This is a genomic window from Gordonia sp. J1A (assembly GCF_055393515.1).
On the sequence record NZ_AP041607.1, the window covers coordinates 1177385 to 1196572 of the forward strand.

Below are 19188 nucleotides of genomic sequence, written 5' to 3' on the forward strand. Positions count from 1 at the left end.
TCGGTCTAGGCCGGGCGCCGGGACTCGCTAGAGTTACCGGCGATGAACACGACAGCAATCACCCCGCTGCAGGTCCGGGTCGCACAGGCTCGCCCGCATGTGGTGCGGACCTCACCGGCGACGCTCGGGCGCACTCCCGATAACGACGTCGTGGTGAATCACCCGCTCGTGTCCCGCGTGCACCTGGCGTTCGAGTGGTCGGACGGCTGGAGCGTGGTCGATCGCGGAAGCACGAACGGCTTCTTCGTGGCAGGCGTCCGGCAGTCCGCGGCCCGGATCGACCGGCCGGTCCAGATCCGCCTCGGTGATGCGGCGACCGGACCCGTGGTCGAGTTGGCTCCGCAGGGAGCCGCGGCTCCGACGGTGGTGCCGCCCTCGCGTCCGGTTCCGGGCCGGCAACCGCCCGTGCCGCAGTCTCCGGCGCCGCAGTCTCCGGCGCCGCAGTCTCGCCCGCTGCGATCCGCAGCCGGACCGCAGGCGCCGACGCCGTACCCGTCCGGGCCGCAGCGACCGGACCGGCCACCCGTGCGCCCGGCGAACCGTCCGGCCACCGCACCGCTCTCGGCTCAGCGTCCGCCCGGCGGATACCGGCAGGCGCCCCCGCGATTCGGCGCGCTTCCCGACGCCCCGCACCTGGCGGCACTGCATCAGAACGCGTCGGCCGTCTACGAAGTGCCCGGCGACCTGCGCGGGCGCGAGACCATCTCGCTCACCGGCGTGCAGACCATCGGCCGCACGCCCGACAACGACATCGTCGTCAGCGACGTCCTGGCCTCCCGGCACCATGCGCGGATGACGAGTACCCCGCAGGGGTTGCTCCTGGAAGACCTCGAGAGCGTGAACGGCACCTTCGTCAACGGCCGTCGCGTGATGGCGCATCGCCTCAGCGAGAACGACGTCGTCACGATCGGCAACTCCGACTTCGTGCTGACCGACGGCCGCCTGGTGCGCGGGCGGCCACAGGCGCAGGTGGCCGGTGGCCTCGAGGTATCCGGGATCGGCTTGACGATCGACGGCAAGGCACTGCTCAACGACGTCTCCTTCTCCGCGGCCCCCGGCACGCTCACCGCGATCATCGGCCCGTCCGGAGCGGGCAAGTCGACGGTCTCGAAGATCGTCGCGGGCCTGAACAACCCGACAGTCGGAGTCGTGACCTTCGAGGGGCGCGGAGTTCACAGCGAGTACGAGGCGCTGCGCTCCCGTATCGGGATGGTGCCGCAGGACGACGTGCTGCACCAGAAGCTCACCCTCCGACAGGCGCTGCGCTATGCGGCCGAACTGCGGCTGCCCGCCGATCTGTCGACCGCCGACCGCGACGTCGTGATCGACGGAGTGCTCTCCGAACTCCAGCTCACCGAGCACGTCGACACCCGCGTCGACAAACTCTCCGGCGGCCAGCGCAAACGCGCGTCGGTGGCGATGGAGCTGCTCACCGGGCCGTCGCTGCTCATCCTCGACGAGCCGACCTCGGGTCTGGATCCGGCTCTCGACCAGCAGGTGATGAAGACGCTGCGCCGGCTCGCCGACGCGGGTCGCGTGGTGCTGGTGGTGACCCACTCGCTCACTTACCTGAGTCTGTGCGACCAAGTGCTGCTGCTGGCGCCCGGCGGCAAGACGTCGTTCTGCGGCGCCCCCGGGGATGTGGCCGGCGAGATGGGCACCGCCGACTGGGCGGAGATCTTCAGCTACGTCGCCGAACGACCCGACCAGGCCTGGGCCCAGTACCGCGGGCGCCATCCGCATCAGCCGCCACCGCAGGCGCCCGCGCCCGGGGCACCCGTCACACCGGTCAAGATGGGCCTGGTGCGGCAGACCAGCACGGTGGCCCGACGTCAGGTCCGCCTGGTGTGGGCCGACAAGGGGTACCTGGTGGTGCTGCTGGTGATGCCGATCGTCCTGGGACTGCTCACCCTCGTGATCCCGGGCGACAAGGGATTCAGCCGGGCGGTGCTGCCGCCGACGAACGACTACGTCCCGCCGAAGGATCCGGGGGAGGCTCTGCAGATCCTCACCGTGCTGGTGATCGGCGCCGCCTTCATGGGCACCGCGCTCGCCGTCCGCGATCTGGTCGGCGAGCGGGGGATCTTCGAGCGCGAGCGCGCGGTGGGACTGCGTCCGGGCGCATACCTGACCGCCAAGATCCTGGTGTTCTCGCTGATGAGCGTGGTCCAGGTGGCGATCATGATCGGCATCACCTATGGGCTTCGGGCGATGCCGAAGGCCGCCGACATCGTCAAGACCGGCGGCGCCGAACCCGCGATCCCGCCCGCGGTGACGCTGTTCATCGCGGTCGCCACACTGGCGTGCGTGAGCGTGCTCGTCGGCCTCGCGATCTCGGCGGCTGTGAGATCGACCGAACAGACGATGCCGCCGCTGGTGATCGTGGTGATGGTCCAGTTGGTCCTCTCGGGCGGGTTGTTCGCGATCGGGTCGGCCTTCGTCAAGCCGATCACCTGGCTGTTCCCGACCTACTGGGGGTACACCAATGCGGCGCAGTCGGTGAACATCCCGTGGATCGCCGATCAGGTTCCCCAGGTGAAGATCGACGAGCCCGGTGGCGAGATGATGTATCCGCTCTGGGAGCCCTCCCTCGCGCACGCGCTCATCAGCTATGCGGCGCTGGTGGCCATCGCGCTGGTACTCACGCTGTTCATCTTCTCCCGCCTGCGGTTGCGCAGACGCTGACCGGCGCCGCGCCGGGCGCAGATCGCCGCGGTTAGGCTGGGTTCCATGCAGCGCATCATCGGAACCGAAGTCGAGTACGGCATCTCCGCGCCCGGCGATCCGTCCGCGAACCCGATCATGACGTCCACCCAGGCCGTCCTGGCGTACGCCGCCGCCGCGAACGTGCCGCGCCGTGACCGCCGGACCCGCTGGGACTACGAGGTCGAGTCACCGATGCGCGATGCGCGCGGATTCGACCTCGGCCGAAGCGGCGGCCCGGCGCCCATCATCGACGCCGACGAGATCGGCGCCGCCAACATGATCCTCACCAACGGTGCTCGGCTGTACGTCGATCACGCGCATCCGGAGTATTCGGCACCCGAGGTGACCGACCCGCTCGACGCGGTGATCTGGGACAAGGCGGGGGAGCGGGTGATGGAGCAGGCGGCTCGGCATGTCGCGAGCGTTCCCGGTGCCCCTCGGCTGCAGTTGTACAAGAACAACATCGACGGCAAGGGCGCCTCGTACGGCACTCACGAGAACTACCTGATGCACCGCGACACGCCGTTCGACTCGATCATCACCGGATTGATGCCCTTCTTCGCGTCGCGTCAGGTGATCTGCGGTTCGGGCCGGGTGGGCATCGGCCAGCGCGGCGAGGACTCCGGTTACCAGCTGTCGCAGCGTGCCGACTACATCGAGGTCGAGGTCGGTCTCGAGACCACACTGAAGCGGGGGATCATCAACACCCGCGACGAACCGCACGCCGATCCCGAGAAGTACCGCCGCCTGCACGTCATCATCGGTGACGCGAATCTCGCCGAGACGGCGACCTACCTCAAGGTGGGCACCACGGCACTCGTGCTGGACCTGATCGAGGCCGGGGTGGACCTGTCCGATCTCGCGCTGGCCTGGCCCGTCGAGGCGGTTCACGCGATCAGCCACGACCCGACGCTGCGCACGGCCGTGGCGCTCGAGAACGGCCGTGAGATGACCGGGCTGGCCCTGCAACGCGAGTACCTCGACCGAGCGCAGAGGTTCCACGACGCCCACCACTCCGACGACGAGCGCGCCGCGCACGTGCTGGCCACGTGGGCCGATGTCCTCGACAAGCTCGAACGCGATCCCATGGAGTGCGCCGACCTGCTGGACTGGCCGGCCAAGCTGCGACTGCTGGAGGGCTTCCGCAACCGCGAAGGACTCACCTGGTCGGCGTCCCGGCTGCAACTCATCGACCTGCAGTACTCCGACGTCCGGCTCGACAAAGGCCTCTACAACCGTCTGGTGGCACGCGGGTCCATGAAGCGCATGACCACCGAGGACGAGGTGATGCGAGCGGTCGAGACGCCACCGGAGAGCACGCGCGCCTATTTCCGCGGGGAGGCGGTTCGCCGGTTCGGCGCCGATGTCGCCGCCGCCAGCTGGGACTCGGTGATCTTCGACCTGGGCCGCGACTCGCTGGTCCGGATTCCGATGCTCGAACCGCTCCGCGGCACGGCTGCTCACGTCGGCGAGCTGCTCGACGCCGCCGATTCGGCCGCCGATCTGGTCGACCGCCTGACCACGTCCTGAGCGTCCGGAATCCCACCGGCGCAAGACGATCGCCGACCGGACCGACGCGTCGGCGACGCACGGGGCACGCCCACCGGTAGGGTTGAAGTCACAACATTCTCTTCTCAGGAGGCGAACATGGCGCAGGAGCAGACCAAACGAGGCGGCGGCAGCGACGATGACGACGCGATCGGTGGTGGTGCGGCCGGCCAGGAGCGGAGAGAGAAGCTCACCGGCGAGACCGACGATCTGCTCGACGAGATCGACGACGTGCTGGAGGAGAATGCGGAGGACTTCGTCCGCGCCTACGTCCAGAAGGGCGGGCAGTGATCTCGGTACCGGGCGAGGCTGGAGCCGGCGGGATCTCGTCGTTCACCGAGTACCTGCGCGTTCATGCGCCTGATCGATTGCCGCACAACATGATCGACGGTGGCGGCCGGGCCGGCGTGGAGCAGATCCCGCACGGCACCACGATCGTCGCGGTCAGCTACCCCGGTGGCGTGGTGCTGGCCGGCGACCGCCGGTCGACGATGGGCAACCTCATCGCCACCCGTGATGTGCAGAAGGTGTACGTCACCGACGAATACTCCGCGGCGGGTATCGCGGGCACCGCGGGCATCGCGATCGAGATGGTCCGGCTGTTCGCCGTCGAATTGGAGCACTACGAGAAGATCGAAGGGGTGCCGCTGACCCTCGACGGCAAGGTGGCACGCCTGGCGACGATGGTCCGCAGCAACCTGGGCGCTGCGCTGCAAGGGCTCGCCGCGATCCCGCTGCTCGTCGGTTTCGACGCCGAAGCCGACGCGGGCGCACGGGGCCGGATCTTCTCGTTCGACGTCGCCGGCTCCCGTCACGAGGAGACCGGCGGCTACGACGCGATCGGCTCGGGATCGGTCTTCGCGAAATCGTCGCTGAAGAAGCTGTACCGTTCGGACCTGTCCGCCGACGAGGCGCTGGCGGTCGCGGTCGAGGCGCTCTACGACGCGGCCGACGACGACTCCGCGACCGGTGGCCCGGACCTTGTGCGGCGGATCTTCCCGACCGCCGCCCGGGTGAGCGCCGAGGGCGCCGACCTGGTGGCGGAAGCGGAGATCGAGAGTGCGGCCGAGGCGGTGGTCGCCCGCCGCAGGAGCGCGGCGGCGTCGGGTACGGCACCGTCCGAGCCGGCCGGCCAGACAGGGGAGCGCGCATGACTTTTCCGTACTATGCGAGCGCCGAGCAGATCATGCGAGACCGCTCGGAGCTGGCGCGCAAGGGCATCGCCCGGGGCCGCAGCGTGGTGGCGCTCACCTACGCCGACGGCGTCCTTTTCGTGGCGCACAATCCGTCGAACACGCTGCGCAAGGTCAGTGAGATCTACGACCGCATCGGTTTCGCGGCCGTCGGCAAGTACAACGAGTTCGAGGGCCTGCGGAAGGCCGGCATCCAGATGGCCGACCTGCGCGGCTACAGCTACGACCGCGCCGACGTGACCGGACTGTCGCTGGCCAGTGCTTACGCGAACACCCTCGGCGCGGTGTTCACCGAGCAGGCCAAGCCCTTCGAAGTGGAACTCTGCGTCGGCGAGGTGGCCCGGGCCGGACGCACCACCCCGTCGCAGCTCTACCGGATCGGCTACGACGGATCGATCGTCGACGAGACCTCGTTCATCGTGATGGGCGGCAGCACCGAACCCATCAACGCGGCGATGAAAGACGCATACGAGCCGAACCTTCCGCTGCCGCGCGCCCTGCAGATCGCCGTGCGCGCACTGTCCACACCGGCCGAGTCGGCCAACGGCGACACCGCCGCCGCACCGACACTCACCGCCGCCGACGTCGAGGTGGCGATCCTGGATCGCAACCGACCGCGGCGGGCGTTCAAGCGGCTGCGCCGCACCGACATCGCCGGCTACCTCGAGGAGTGAGCGCCGTGGAACGACGGATCATGGGCATCGAGACCGAATTCGGTGTCACCTGCACGTTCAAGGGACAGCGTCGCCTCAGCCCGGACGAGGTCGCGCGCTACCTGTTCCGGCGCGTCGTCGCGTGGGGCCGGTCGTCGAACGTCTTCCTCACCAACGGTGCGCGGCTGTACCTCGACGTCGGCTCTCACCCCGAGTACGCCACCGCCGAATGCGACTCGGTGGCGCAACTGATCACGCACGACCGTGCGGGCGAGCGGATCCTGGAGGAACTGCTCGTCGACGCCGAGGAACGTTTGGTGGCCGAGGGCATCGGCGGCGACATCTACCTGTTCAAGAACAACACCGACTCCGCGGGCAACTCCTACGGATGCCACGAGAACTACCTGGTCAGCCGGGTGGGGGAGTTCGGCAGGGTCTCCGATGTGCTGCTGCCCTTCCTCGTGACGCGCCAGCTGATCTGCGGGGCGGGCAAGGTGCTCTCGGTGGGCCACGAGGCGCGCTACTGCCTGTCGCAGCGCGCCGACCACATCTGGGAGGGCGTCTCGTCCGCGACCACCCGGTCGCGGCCGATCATCAACACACGCGACGAGCCCCACGCCGATGCCGAGAAGTACCGTCGGCTGCACGTGATCGTCGGCGACTCCAACATGTCCGAGACCACCACCATGCTCAAGGTCGGTTCCGCACTGCTGGTGCTGGAGATGATCGAGTCGGGGATCTCGTTCCACGACTTCGCGCTCGACAACCCGATCCGCGCGATCCGGGACATCAGCCACGACCCGACCGGCCGGCGCGAGATCCGGCTCGCGGGCGGACGGACGGCGACGGCGCTGGCGATCCAGCGCGAGTACCACGCGCGGGCCGTCAAGCACCTGCAGACGCGCACGCCCGACCCGACGCTCGATCGCGTGGTGGACCTGTGGGGCCGTGTCCTCGACGCCGTGGAGCGCGACGACTTCAGCGGTGTCGACACCGAGATCGACTGGGTGATCAAGCGCAAGCTGATGCAGCGCTACCAGGACAAGTACTCGATGGAACTGACCGATCCGAAGATCGCGCAACTCGACCTGGCCTACCACGACATCCGCCGGGGCCGCGGCGTCTTCGACCTGCTGTCCCGCAAGGGGCTCGCGGCACGGGTCACCACCGACGAGGCGATCGACGAGGCCACCTCGACGCCGCCGCAGACCACCCGGGCCAAGCTCCGCGGCGACTTCATCACCGCGGCCCAGAAGGCGGGACGAGACTTCACCGTCGACTGGGTGCATCTGAAGATCAACGATCAGGCGCAGCGGAACGTGCTCTGCAAGGACCCGTTCCGGAACGTCGATGAGCGCGTCGATCGGCTGATCGCGTCGATGTGACGCCTAAAGTGGACGCGTGACTGCGAAGAACGAGAGACTCGTCAACCTCGTCGTCTGCTTGATGTCGGCGCGGACGTACGTCCCCGCAACCTATGTGCGTGCGAACGTGCAGGGATACATGGAGTCGGACCGGAGCGACGACTCGTTCAAGCGGATGCTCGAGCGCGACAAGGCGCTGCTGCGAGAGATGGGCATTCCCGTCGAGACCGGCCGCAACCCGCAGGGCGAGGAGGGCTACCGGATCGATCCGGACCAGTACGCGCTGCCCGACATCACCCTCGATCGTGCCGAGGCGGCCGCCGTGGCCGCGGCCTCGGCGCTCTGGCGCGATCCCTCGGTGGCGGCCGTCTTCCAGACCGCGGTCCTCAAGCTCCGCGCGGCGGGGATCGAAGTGGTTCCCGACGACGAATCGGTGGTGACCCTCGGCGGCGCCACCAGATCACTGGGCGACGAACGCACGATCACCGATCTGCTCTCGGCGATCGACGCCGGCCGCCCGGTCACCTTCACTCACCGCTCGTCGAAAGGCCGCAAGACGCGGACCCTCGAACCGTGGGGGATCGCCGGCGGCGGCGGACGCTGGTACGTCACCGGACACGACCGCGACCGCGGAGCTGTGCGGACCTTCCGGATCTCCCGGATCTCCGATGTCGAAGCCTTCGGCGATGCGGGATCGGTGGTGGTGCCGGCGACGGTCGACATCCAGGCGATCGTGAACGAGGCGGTCGACGTGGCGACCGCGGACGGCGGCGCCACCGCGGAGATCTGGGTCGCCGCCGGTCGGGCGCACGGCCTGCGGCGGATGGCGACGTCGACGGTCCCGCAGCGGTTCGGAGACGAGGACGGAGATCTGCTGACCGTGGAGATCCATTCGCGGTCGGGGCTGCGCAGGGTGATCCTGGCCGCCGGACCCGACGCGGTGGTGCTCGCACCGGACGATCTGCGCGCGGAGGTGGTCGCCGACCTGGACCGCCTGATCGCGGCGGAGGTGAGCGCATGAGCGACGCCAATCCGAGCCGGCTGTCGCGTCTGCTGGCGATGGTGCCGTACTTCCTGGCCCGTCCGGGAATCAAGGTGTCGACCGCAGCCGACGACCTCGGCGTCAGCGAACACCAATTGCAGACCGATCTCGAGCAACTGTACGTGTGCGGTCTCCCGGGCTACGGTCCCGAACACCTCATCGACATCCAGTTCTGGGACGGATACGTCAGCGTGGTCTTCACCGCAGGAATGGACCGGCCGCTGCGGCTGACCGGCCCCGAGGCCAACGTGCTGCTGATGGCGCTCAACATGCTCTCCGAGACACGGGGAGCGGTCGACGCCGATGCCGTGCGCAGCGCGATCGCGAAGATCGAGGAGGCGATGGGTACCACGCGGCGCGCGGTGAGCGCCGACCTGCCCGCCGCTCCGGCACCGCCCGTCGACGGCGTCATCCGCCAGGCCCTGGAGGACGGCCAGTCGCTGAGGATCACGTACTACACGGCCAGTCGCGACGAGGTGACCGAGCGGACCGTCGATCCGATCCGCATCCGGGCGGTGGACGGCAACAGTTATCTGGAGGCCTGGTGCCGGTCGTCGGAGGGCGTGCGCCTGTTCCGATTCGACCGGATCGAGTCGGCGCACGGCACCGGCGAGGTCTCGCAGCCTCCGGTCGAGGCCCTCCACCGGACGGACCCGACCGATCTGGGCGCGCTCACCGGGGAACTGCCCACGGCGCACATCGAGATCGATCCCGAGGCGGTCTGGCTGCTCGAGTACTTCGCGGCGGAGCCCGACGACGAACTCTCCGAGGAGCCGACCGAGCCGATCACCGCGACCATCCGCTACGGCTCGCCCCAGTGGCTCGCGCGATTCGTGCTCGGATTCGGCGGGCGCGTGCGGGTTCGTAGCGACGTCGACGGCGTGACGTCGCTGATCGCGAGCACCGCGAAGGCTGCGCGGAGCCGGTACGGTTCCTGACCGCAGTACCGGCCGACGAATCTGGGCGCGCCGATGACGCCGCTGTTCGGTAGACTCGAACACGTCTGAGACTGTTTACTCTCGAAGGGTTGAATTATGGGTGCGATGTCGCCGTGGCACTGGGCGGTCGTTCTGCTCGTGCTCGTGCTGCTGTTCGGCTCGGCCAAGCTCCCCGGGGCGGCTCGCGGCCTCGGCCGGTCGCTGCGCATCTTCAAATCGGAGATCCAGGAGATGCAGAGCGACGGCAAGCCGTCCGCCGAGACCACTGAGACCGCGCGCGAACTGCCGACCGCACCTCAGCCGAGTCCGGATCCCGCCGACCAGGCGACGCGATCCGACAAGAAGACGGCCTAGCCGCGCACCACCGGAGTGCGCAAGCGATTCTCACTCGCCCGTCTCGACCCCCGGCAGCGACGGAGCCGAGTCAACCCCGACGGCTCGATGCCGTTGGCCGAGCACCTCTACGAGCTGAGGACCCGGCTCGTCATCTCGATGGTGGCGATCGCGGTCACCACCGTCATCGGTTTCGTCTGGTACAGCCACGGCGTGTGGCGGATCGAGTCACTGGGTGAGCTCCTCCGCGGTCCGTACTGCGACCTCCCGGCGTCCACCCGCGCCTCGCTGACCCCCGACGGCGAATGCCGGCTGCTGGCCACCGGGCCGTTCGACCAGTTCATGCTGCGCCTTCAGGTCGCCCTGACCGCGGGCGTGGTACTCGCATGCCCGATCTGGCTGCTGCAGATCTGGCGTTTCATCACACCGGGGCTGCACAAGAACGAGCGTCGATACGGCATCAGCTTCGTCGCAGCTGCGAGCGTCCTCTTCGTCGCCGGCGCAGTGCTGGCCTACCTGGTGGTGTCGAAGGCGTTCCACTTCCTGCTGACGGTGGGCAACGACGTTCAGGTCACTGCGCTCGCGGGCGACCAGTACTTCAGCTTCATGCTGCACCTGCTGATCCTCTTCGGCATCAGCTTCGAGCTTCCGCTGCTGATCGTCGCGCTGAACCTGGTCGGAGTGCTCACCTACGAACGACTCAAGCGGTGGCGCCGCGGGCTCATCTTCGCGATGTTCGTCTTCGCCGCGGTCGTGACACCCGGCCAGGACCCGTTCACCATGTTGGCGCTGGCGGCGGCGCTCACTGTGCTCCTCGAGATGGCCATTCAGATCGCCCGTTTCCACGACCGCCGCAAGGCCCGCCGCGATCCCGACTGGATGAGCGTGCCCGACGATCAGGCCTCGCCGCTCGAACACGACGGCTCCGCCCCGGTGACCGACGACGTCGGCCGTCCGGCACCCATCGAGCCCGCGGGACCGATCGGCGCGTCGAGCGAGCGTCGATCCGTTCGGACTCCGGGCGCATTCGATGACATCCTGTAGGTGATGACCACCGACGACTTCTCCGGCCCCGGCCCGCAACTAGCGGCGTTCACCGCTCGACTCGGCTTTCGACTCGACCCCTTCCAAAGGGAGGCGTGCGCCGCTCTGGAGGCGGGGCAGGGCGTGCTCGTGTGCGCCCCCACGGGCGCGGGCAAGACGATCGTCGGTGAGTTCGCCGTGCATCTCGCGCTGGCGCAGGGGACGAAGTGCTTCTACACCACTCCGATCAAAGCGCTGAGCAACCAGAAGTACCACGACCTCGTCGACGTGCACGGTGCGGCGAATGTGGGACTGCTGACCGGCGACAACTCGATCAACTCGGGGGCACCGGTGGTCGTGATGACGACCGAGGTGCTCCGCAACATGCTGTACGCGGAGTCGTCGTCGTTGCAGGGCCTCTCGCACGTGGTGATGGACGAGGTGCATTTCCTCGCCGACCGTTTCCGGGGCGCCGTGTGGGAGGAGGTGATCCTGGGGCTCGATCCGTCGGTGCGCGTGGCGAGCCTGTCGGCGACGGTGAGTAACGCGGAGGAGTTCGGCGACTGGATCACCACGGTCCGGGGCGACACCGCGGTGATCGTCGACGAGCACCGGCCGGTACCGCTGCACCAGCACATGCTGGTCGGAAACAGGATGTTCGAGCTCTTCGACCGCAAGCATCCGAAGCAGGTGAACCCCGAGCTCAACCGCTTCATCAAGCACCGCCTGCTGTCCGACGACGCTGTCGGCGGTTACCGCGAACGTCTGGCGCGCGAACGCCGGCGCGGCGGGACCGGAGTCTCGCGGCCCAGACTGATCCGGCTCCTCGAGGAGAACGGGCTGCTGCCCGCGATCACCTTCATCTTCTCCCGCAAGGGCTGCGACGGCGCGCTCGCGCAGTGTCTGCGCTCGGACCTGAATCTGCTCGAGCCGCACCAGGTCTCCGCCGTCGACGCGATCGTCGACCGCCATCTCTCGGCGCTGGCCCCCGGTGATGCTGACGTTCTCGGGGTCGACGAGTGGCGCGACGGCCTGCGCCGCGGCTTCGCCGCCCATCACGCAGGACTCCTGCCGACCTTTCGGCAGGCCGTCGAAGAGCTGTTCGTCGAGGGACTCGTGCAGGTGGTGTTCGCGACCGAGACCTTGGCGCTGGGCATCAACATGCCCGCGCGCAGCGTGGTCCTCGAACGCCTGGTGAAGTACAACGGCGAAGCGCACGTCGACTTGACGCCGGGGGAGTACACCCAGCTCACCGGCCGCGCCGGACGACGCGGGATCGACGTCGAAGGACATGCGGTGGTCGTCTGGACTCCCGAAGTGGCCCCCGACCGGGTGGCCGGCCTGGCGGGAGCACGGACCTTTCCCCTGCGCAGCTCGTTCGCCCCCGAATACAACATGGCGATGAACCTGATCGATCGGCTCGGGGTGGACGGATCGCGCGATCTGCTCCGACGGTCGTTCGCGCAGTTCCAGACCGACAGATCGGTGGTGGGTCAGGCGCGGCAACTCGACCGCGCCCGCATGACGCTCCGCAAGGTGGACGCCGAACTCGAGCACTCGGCCGAACGGAAGGGGCTGGCCCCCGAGTCGTTCCTCGAATACGTCTCGCTTCGCGAGGACATCCGCAGGCACGAACGCGCGGCCAAGTTCGTCCGTCGGATGGAGGCGTCCGAGGCGGTGTCCGAGGATCTGCTGTCGTTGAAGCCCGGCAACGTGATCGGCCTGAACAACGGCAGGCACCGCGGACTGGCACTGGTGCTCGAGCGCGCGGCCATGGATGTGGACCCGAAACCGCTGGTGCTGAGCGAGGACGGCTGGACCGGCAGGGTCGGCGTGCGCGACTTCGTCAATCCGCCCGAGGTGCTGGGACACCTGCGGATACCGAAGTCGGCGAATCGGCGCAGCGCACAGGGCCGACGCGAACTGGTCAAGCTGATCCGCTCCAGCGGAATCGCGCGGCCACGGGGACGCAACAAGAAGAAGCGGGAGCTGTCGGAGCACGATCTGCGGCTCACCGAACTGCGCAACCGGCTCCGCAAGCACCCGGTCCACAAGCTCAACGGCATCGACGATCTGCACCGGCTGTCCGAACGTCGTCACCGGCTGCTTCGCGACATCGACAGTCTCGAACGAGCGGTGGACGAACGGACCGCGGCACTCGAGACCGAGTTCGACGCGATCACCGGTGTGCTGACCGAACTGTCGTATCTCGAGACCGATGACTCCGGGGAGCTGGTCGTGACGCCGACCGGCGCGGTTCTGCGACGGATCTACTCCGAGAGCGACCTGCTCGTCGCCGAGTGCATTCGTGCGGGGATCTGGGACCGGCTCTCACCGCCGGACCTGGCCGCCGTGGTGTCGTCGATGGTGTACGAGTCGCGGCGCGACTCCTACAGCGGCGGTGTCGACTCGATGCCCGGCGACCGGGCGCTGCGGGAGTCCCTCCTCGCGACGGTCGACGTGTGGCAGGCGACCAACGACGTGCAGGAGCGACACGGAGTCGTTCAGACGCGTGAACCCGACACCGGATTCTGTGTCGCCATCGGTGCCTGGGCCTCGGGCCGGTCGCTGCGGGAAGCCTTGCTGGCCGCGTCGGAACGGGGACAGTTGCTCTCACCTGGCGACTTCGTTCGGTGGAACCGCCAGGTCATCGATCTGCTGGAGCAGATCCGAGGCAGCGTGGATCCGGACACCGGTCTCGCGGTGGTTGCGGCACGGGCGGTCAAGGGTGTCAAACGCGGGGTCGTCGCCTCCGAATTGGATTGAGTCGCTGCGGTAACGTGACACCAGCCACGGCCGCAGGTGGCATCTGCTGAGGAGGAAGGCGCGACATGACGAACGGAAACGAGCCCACCGCTCCGGGGCAGCCGGGGGACGAGGAGACCACGGTGGTGCGACGTCCGGACGCGGCGGGACAGCAGCAGAGCCCGTGGCAGCGAGATCAGCAGTCATTCGCGGGCCCCACCGAGCAGATCGGTCAGCCGCAGACGGGTCAGCCGCAGCCGGGGCAGGAACAGGCGGGCCAGACGCAGACCGGCTGGCAGCCAGGCCAGTACGGCGCTCCGTCCGGTGCTCCGCAGGGGGGTCCGGCGTACGGCCAGCAGCCGTACGCGCAGCAGGGATATCAGCAGCAGTACGGGCAACCCCAGTTCGGTCAGTCCCAGTACGGTCAGCAGCAGCCGTATGCGCAGGCCCCGTTCGGTCAGCAGCCGCCGGCTCCGCCGCTCGGCGGCGATCCCACTCTCAATCCGTACGCTCCCGCGCAGCCCGCGCCGAAGAAGGCGACCGGGAAGCTGATCGGCGTCATCGTCGGCGTGCTGGTCCTCATCGCGGCCGTGGTGGCGCTGACTGCGTTCGTCTGGCCGGGATGGGTCACGAAGACGTTCAACCAGTCCGCGGTGCAGGACGGCGTCATGAAGGTGCTGACTGCGAAGAACCAGGACGACGGATACGGTCTGTCGGACGTGAAGGACGTCCAGTGCCCGAGTGGTCAGGAAGTGAAGGCGGGAACCGTGTTCACCTGCTCGGTGAAGGTGAAGGGCGAGAACAAGCACGTCACCGTCACGGTCAAGGACGACAAGGGCACCTACGAGGTCTCGCGTCCGACCAACTGACGCGCCGGACCGACCGACCGCCGGCCGTGCTGCGGGCTCCCGATCACCATTCGAGCGCCTTCGCCAGCCGCGTGATCGAAGCGTCGATGCCGAGCTCGGCGACGAGGGCGTCGAGTCCGTCCCGGTCCGCGGGCGCCGCGGGTAGCGCATCGGTCTCGGTGCTGTCGACGGTGTCGGCGTCGGTCCGTACGGCGACCACTGTGCGGGCCGCAGCCAGGTAGTCCCTCGAATCGCGGATCGAGTTCCGAGCCCGTGTCGGTACGGCGGTCCGGTCGTCGTAGGCCGCTGCCTCCAGCGCGTCGAGGCTGCCGAACTGGGTGAGCAGTTTCGCGGCGGTCTTCTCGCCGATCCCGGGAACGCCGGGAAGCCCGTCCGACGGGTCGCCCCGGAGGATCGACATCTCGGCGTAGGCGACGCCCGCGCGCTCTGGCGGAACTCCGTACTTGGCGGCGACCTCCTCCGGGCCCATCAGTTCGGCCTTGGCCAGTCCTCTGCCCACGTACAGCACGCGGACCGGGACCGGATCGTCGGCGACCACCTGCAGCAGGTCGCGGTCGCCGCTGACGACCAGCACCTCGTCGTCGGCCTCGTGGAAGGCGAGCGTGCCGATGACATCGTCGGCTTCGCAGCCGGCAGCGCCCGAAGTCGCGATGCCCGCACACCGCAGCACGTCGAGGATCATGTCGACCTGCTGGGTGAGGGTCTCCGGAACCTCTTCGGCGCCGTCGCCGCCGTCGGAGACCCGGTGCGCCTTGTACGACGGGATCAGATCGGTTCGGAACGATGGTCGCCATTCGAGGTCGAGGCACACCACCAGCCGTGTGGGGCGATGTGCGGTGACCAGCGCCGCGATCGTGTCGACGAACCCCCGGACCGCGTTGACCGGGCGTCCGTCGGGTGCGGTCATCTTCTCCGGCAGTGCGTAGAACGAACGAAACCACAGGCTCGCTCCGTCGAGGAGCATCAATGATCCGGTCATGGTCATCACCTTGTCACACCGCCGGTGAAATACCCTGAACGCATGGCGACCAGATTCGACTCCGAGGTGTATGCCCGCCGTCTGCGACGGGCAGCCGATCTCACCCGCGATGCGGGCTACGACGCGATCATTGTCGGGACCGGACCCGACTTCCGGTATCTGACGGGATCGACGGCCGAGACCTTCGAGCGGCTGACAGCTCTGGTGATTACGGCGAGCGGGCAGGCGCGGGTGGTGACCGCGAGGCTCGAACTGGCGGCTCTTCGCGAGTCGGCGATCGGCGAACTGGGCCTGCGCATAGCCGACTGGGTGGACGGTGATGACCCGTACGCGCTGGCCCTCGACGGACTCGGTGAGTCGGCGCGTCTGGCGGTGTCCGACAGTCTGCCCGCGCTGCATCTCATCCCGTTCGCGCGCCGGACCTCGGTGGCCCCGGATCTGGCGACACCGGTGCTGCGCGAGTTGCGGATGATCAAGGACGACGCCGAGCTGGAAGCACTGCGGAGGGCGGGAGAGGCCATCGACCGCGTTCACGCGCGTATGGCCGAGTTTCTGAAGCCGGGCCGTACGGAGGCGGAGGTGGCGGCTGATATCGATACGGCGATTCGCACCGAGGGCCACACTCATGCGGAGTTCATCATCGTGGGGTCCGGGCCCAACGGCGCCGATCCGCATCACGAGCATTCCGATCGCGTGATCGCCGAAGACGACGTGGTGGTGATCGACATCGGCGGACCGGTGGAGCCCGGCTACAACTCCGACTCCACTCGCACGTACTGCTTCGGCCCGCCGCGCGCCGACGTCGCCGAGGCCTATGCGGTCCTGGAACGGGCGCAGGCGGCCGCGGTCGCTGCGGTCCGGCCCGGCGTCTCCGCGGAGAGCGTCGACGCCGCGGCCCGCGACATCCTCGTGGACGCGGGACTCGGCGACCGGTTCATTCATCGGACCGGCCACGGGATCGGGCTGTCGGTGCATGAGGAGCCTTACATCGTCGCGGGCAACGCGGACGTTCTGCGGGAGGGCATGGCCTTCAGCGTGGAGCCTGGTGTGTACTTCGACGGCGACTGGGGCGCACGTATCGAAGACATCGTCATCGTGACAGCCGACGGCTGTGAACCGGTCAACTCGCGGCCGCACGGCCTGGTGGTCCTGCCGAACTGATCGGGCGGGGCAGCCCCCGCGATCGCGGCTCGCGCGGGTGAAGCGATTGTGCTTGTCCGGCGTGGTGGATGGGGTTCAGGCGCCAGGGTTGTTCGGTGGTGGCTGGTCGCCAGGCCATGCGTCCGGCGTGGGGTCCGTCGGTGAGGGTGGTGGTCTCCCATTGGCCGCGGTTGGTGCCGACGGCGCGGTTGTGGCGTCCGCAGGCGGCGCCGAGGGCGTCGATGTCGGTGCGTCCGGCCGGGGTGATCCAGTCCGGTGCGTGGTGGGCCTGGGTCTGCGCGAAGGGGCGGTCGCAGCCGGGGGCGGTGCAACCGCGGTCGCGGGCGAACAACGCCAACCGCTGCGCCTTACTCGCGAAGCGTGCACCGCGGCCTTGGTAGAGGAGCTCGCTGGTGTGATTGCGGAAGACGGCCAGGTGCGGGACGGCGTCGGCGGCGAGCCGTACGAGTTCGCCGATCGGGATGCGGGTGCCGGTGGCGGTCAACGCGATTCCGGCGTGGGCGGCGAGTTCTTGGTCGGTGACGGTGATGACGAGTTCGGTCGGTATCCGGTTCGGTGCTCCGAGTCCGCCGTGGGCGAGAACGTAATCGCACAACGCCAGCAACGCATCGTGTGTGCGCTGGGCGGCACTGCGCAGATCCCGACCCCGCGCCGCCGCCAAAGCCTCGGCGTCGATGCCGTCGGCGTCAATGGTTCCGGTGGGCGAGTCCGGGTCGGCGGGATTGTTCATGCCGGGTGCGGCCCAGGCGGTCAAGATCACTTCGAACTTCGCCCGCAACTCCGGAGTCATCGCGCCGCGGACCTTGCTCATCAACTGCCGATCCTGCGGGAGGATGCTGATTCCGCGTTGGCGTTGCCGGTCGACGTGATCGCTCTCCTGCCCGTCCGGATCCAGATGGGCGAGCAGCCGGTCACCGACCTTGCCCAGATCATCCGGATTCAACCCAGCCGCCGCGTCGGCCAACTCCGCCTCCGCGCGGGCTTTGACCTCCGGCGCGATACAGCCGGGCACTTTCGCCAAAACGGCCGAGATCACCAGTGCGTGTTCGGCGCCGACGGTCCCGGCCGCCACCGACGCGGCGGTCGCCGGCTTGCGCGGAGGCAGAGTCTGCCCTTGAAAGTTGGAGAACTCGCCGATCGCCTCAGCCATCCGGAGCCGCCGGCCGGCCTCGCGGGTTCCCAGCCGCAGCCCTTGTGAGAGGTACTGATGCGGATTCAGATAGCCGGCGGTGCGGTGCGCGTTGCGGTCGGAGACCTCCACCAGCAGCGCGGCGGAGATGCCGTCCCAGCGTCGCCGAATCCGTTCGGCAGTCTGTGTGTGCGCCAGCAGTTCCGGTTCGGTCTCCGGCGACAGGGAGGTCTCGGCGAGTTTGACCGCCGCGGCATCGATCAGTGCGAGTAGTTCGGCGGGCCGCTCCGGCAGTGCACCGGTGGCGACGACAGTCGCGATCGAATCGGTGATCGGATCGGTCATCGCTGCCACCTCCCCCGAGTGTTTCAGCTGTTCACACCATGTTTTCTTGACCTACCAGAACTCTACCAACGGGGTACGACATTGATGATGGTTGGTAGTTCCACGACGGTCGTGACTCCGGGTACGACTGACGCCCTGCTGGGTTGTCCACGAATTGGTCTGTCCGGTCGGTGTGGGGCGTCGAATGTTCACGAGCGGCGGTGGCCATGACCTGATCAGGAGCTTGGCCGGTTGCCTAACCGATGTCTTGTCTGACCGCCGCCGCCCGCCGAGCGCCGTCGCAGTCATCACCTCGGTCGGCGGCGAGCCGGCCGAGGCGAGAGTTCCCGGCGACCTCGGCCGGGTACCGGGCGGTGACTTCGTGCCTCGATGGTCACGACGTCAGTGCCGTCGGGGTGGAATGCACCAGCAGCTACGGGCGGGGAATCACCAGCGTGCTCCAGGCGGCAGGGCTGTCGGTGGCCGAAGTGTACGGCGGCGGCAAGGACAAGAAACGAATCAAGGGGCAAGTCCGACCCGCTTGATGCTGTCGCCGCGGCCCGCGCGGCCCTGGCCGGCGACGGTATCGCGATCCCGAAGGACGAACGCACCAACATGGTCCGCGCCCTGCATCTGACGCGGCGCGGCGCCGGTCCCCGCATCTTCGGGGAAGACCTCGCGTCATCGAGGTCTCCGTGACCTCGGCCCGCGACTCATCCGGCAGGAGCAGTGCCGAACATTCCGGCCGACCCGAGCACGCGCGCGATGTCCATCTCAATCACGACGCGGCGGGGATTCGGCTTCGGAGTCCGGTAGCGAGCCGCGTACCGTGCCTCGGCATCGGCCACGGAGACCGGATCGCGGCGGACAGTCACCGGACCCTCGAGGGTCAGCCACCGTGGGCCGTCCACGTGCGTCAGCGCCGCGTATCCGCCCCGATCGGCGTTGCGCACCTTCTGCGAGCCCTCGAAGGTGATCACCCGTGCCTTCTGCGCGTCGCCGTCGAAGGTGAAGCCGACCGCCACCACATGCGGCGTTCCATCGGCTCGGGTGGTCGCCAGCGTCGCGAGGTGGTACTCGGACAGCATCTGGGCGGCTTCGGCGGACAGATCGGCGACGGTTCGGCTCATGGTCCCCACGGTATCGGCGACGTCGCGCCGTCATCGACCCGGCCGCGTCGC

The 19188-nt window shown here is 68.5% G+C and carries 16 protein-coding genes; 13 read left to right on the forward strand and 3 right to left on the reverse strand.

The annotated features are described in order from the left end of the window. Positions 1-42: 42 nt before the first annotated feature. The 12 genes from ACZ5QD_RS05500 to ACZ5QD_RS05555 all read left to right on the forward strand — a co-directional run bounded on the left by ACZ5QD_RS05500 (position 43) and on the right by ACZ5QD_RS05555 (position 14414). Positions 43-2685: an FHA domain-containing protein gene (locus tag ACZ5QD_RS05500; RefSeq protein ID WP_464367158.1), complete on the forward strand. Its 2643-nt coding sequence runs from the start codon at positions 43-45 to the stop codon at positions 2683-2685. Positions 2686-2730: 45 nt separating this feature from the next. Next, positions 2731-4236: a depupylase/deamidase Dop gene (gene dop / locus ACZ5QD_RS05505; protein ID WP_045537398.1), complete on the forward strand. Its 1506-nt coding sequence runs from the start codon at positions 2731-2733 to the stop codon at positions 4234-4236. Between the two features lie 117 nt (positions 4237-4353). Continuing rightward, positions 4354-4545, forward strand: a complete 192-nt coding sequence (locus ACZ5QD_RS05510) for a ubiquitin-like protein Pup (RefSeq protein ID WP_006894932.1) — start codon at positions 4354-4356, stop codon at positions 4543-4545. Then, entirely contained in the window at positions 4542-5408 is an 867-nt protein-coding gene (prcB, locus tag ACZ5QD_RS05515; protein ID WP_278127336.1) for a proteasome subunit beta, read from the forward strand. Before ACZ5QD_RS05510 ends, prcB begins: the two co-directional genes overlap by 4 nt. Then, on the forward strand, positions 5405-6121 hold the full coding sequence (gene prcA / locus ACZ5QD_RS05520; protein ID WP_006894934.1) for a proteasome subunit alpha: 717 nt from the start codon (positions 5405-5407) through the stop codon (positions 6119-6121). The genes prcB and prcA overlap by 4 nt, the downstream gene beginning before the upstream one ends. Before the next feature lie 5 nt (positions 6122-6126). Then, the gene (gene pafA / locus ACZ5QD_RS05525) at positions 6127-7485 is read left to right on the forward strand and encodes a Pup--protein ligase (protein ID WP_006894935.1); all 1359 of its coding nucleotides are present in this window, start codon (positions 6127-6129) and stop codon (positions 7483-7485) included. A 16-nt stretch (positions 7486-7501) separates the two neighbouring features. Beyond that, complete coding sequence (locus ACZ5QD_RS05530; protein ID WP_006894936.1) at positions 7502-8485, forward strand: helix-turn-helix transcriptional regulator; 984 nt, start codon at positions 7502-7504, stop codon at positions 8483-8485. Beyond that, on the forward strand, positions 8482-9444 hold the full coding sequence (locus tag ACZ5QD_RS05535; RefSeq protein WP_006894937.1) for a helix-turn-helix transcriptional regulator: 963 nt from the start codon (positions 8482-8484) through the stop codon (positions 9442-9444). The genes ACZ5QD_RS05530 and ACZ5QD_RS05535 overlap by 4 nt, the downstream gene beginning before the upstream one ends. A 96-nt stretch (positions 9445-9540) precedes the next feature. After that, the gene (tatA, locus tag ACZ5QD_RS05540; protein WP_006894938.1) at positions 9541-9798 is read left to right on the forward strand and encodes a Sec-independent protein translocase subunit TatA; all 258 of its coding nucleotides are present in this window, start codon (positions 9541-9543) and stop codon (positions 9796-9798) included. Between the two features lie 15 nt (positions 9799-9813). Then, positions 9814-10821, forward strand: a complete 1008-nt coding sequence (tatC, locus tag ACZ5QD_RS05545; RefSeq protein WP_006894939.1) for a twin-arginine translocase subunit TatC — start codon at positions 9814-9816, stop codon at positions 10819-10821. Between the two features lie 3 nt (positions 10822-10824). Continuing rightward, the gene (locus ACZ5QD_RS05550; protein ID WP_464367159.1) at positions 10825-13566 is read left to right on the forward strand and encodes a DEAD/DEAH box helicase; all 2742 of its coding nucleotides are present in this window, start codon (positions 10825-10827) and stop codon (positions 13564-13566) included. 65 nt (positions 13567-13631) lie between these two features. Next, positions 13632-14414 carry a DUF4333 domain-containing protein gene (locus tag ACZ5QD_RS05555; RefSeq protein WP_464367160.1) on the forward strand — a complete coding sequence of 261 codons (783 nt, stop codon included), beginning with the start codon at positions 13632-13634 and terminating at the stop codon, positions 14412-14414. 43 nt (positions 14415-14457) lie between these two features. Here the strand turns inward: ACZ5QD_RS05555 and ACZ5QD_RS05560 are convergent, their stop codons facing one another. Beyond that, positions 14458-15393 carry a 5'-3' exonuclease gene (locus tag ACZ5QD_RS05560; RefSeq protein WP_464367161.1) on the reverse strand — a complete coding sequence of 312 codons (936 nt, stop codon included), beginning with the start codon at positions 15391-15393 and terminating at the stop codon, positions 14458-14460. Positions 15394-15435: 42 nt separating this feature from the next. On the opposite strand from ACZ5QD_RS05560, the gene ACZ5QD_RS05565 reads away from it, so the two are divergent. Beyond that, complete coding sequence (locus ACZ5QD_RS05565; RefSeq protein WP_464367162.1) at positions 15436-16554, forward strand: M24 family metallopeptidase; 1119 nt, start codon at positions 15436-15438, stop codon at positions 16552-16554. Here the strand turns inward: ACZ5QD_RS05565 and ACZ5QD_RS05570 are convergent. Both ACZ5QD_RS05570 and ACZ5QD_RS05575 read right to left on the reverse strand, forming a co-directional pair. After that, entirely contained in the window at positions 16514-18028 is a 1515-nt protein-coding gene (locus tag ACZ5QD_RS05570) for an HNH endonuclease signature motif containing protein (RefSeq protein ID WP_464367163.1), read from the reverse strand. The two genes, ACZ5QD_RS05565 and ACZ5QD_RS05570, sit on opposite strands and share 41 nt — an antisense overlap. Positions 18029-18720: 692 nt before the next feature. Beyond that, entirely contained in the window at positions 18721-19137 is a 417-nt protein-coding gene (locus ACZ5QD_RS05575) for a TIGR03618 family F420-dependent PPOX class oxidoreductase (RefSeq protein ID WP_375004066.1), read from the reverse strand. Between the last annotated feature and the right edge of the window lie 51 nt (positions 19138-19188).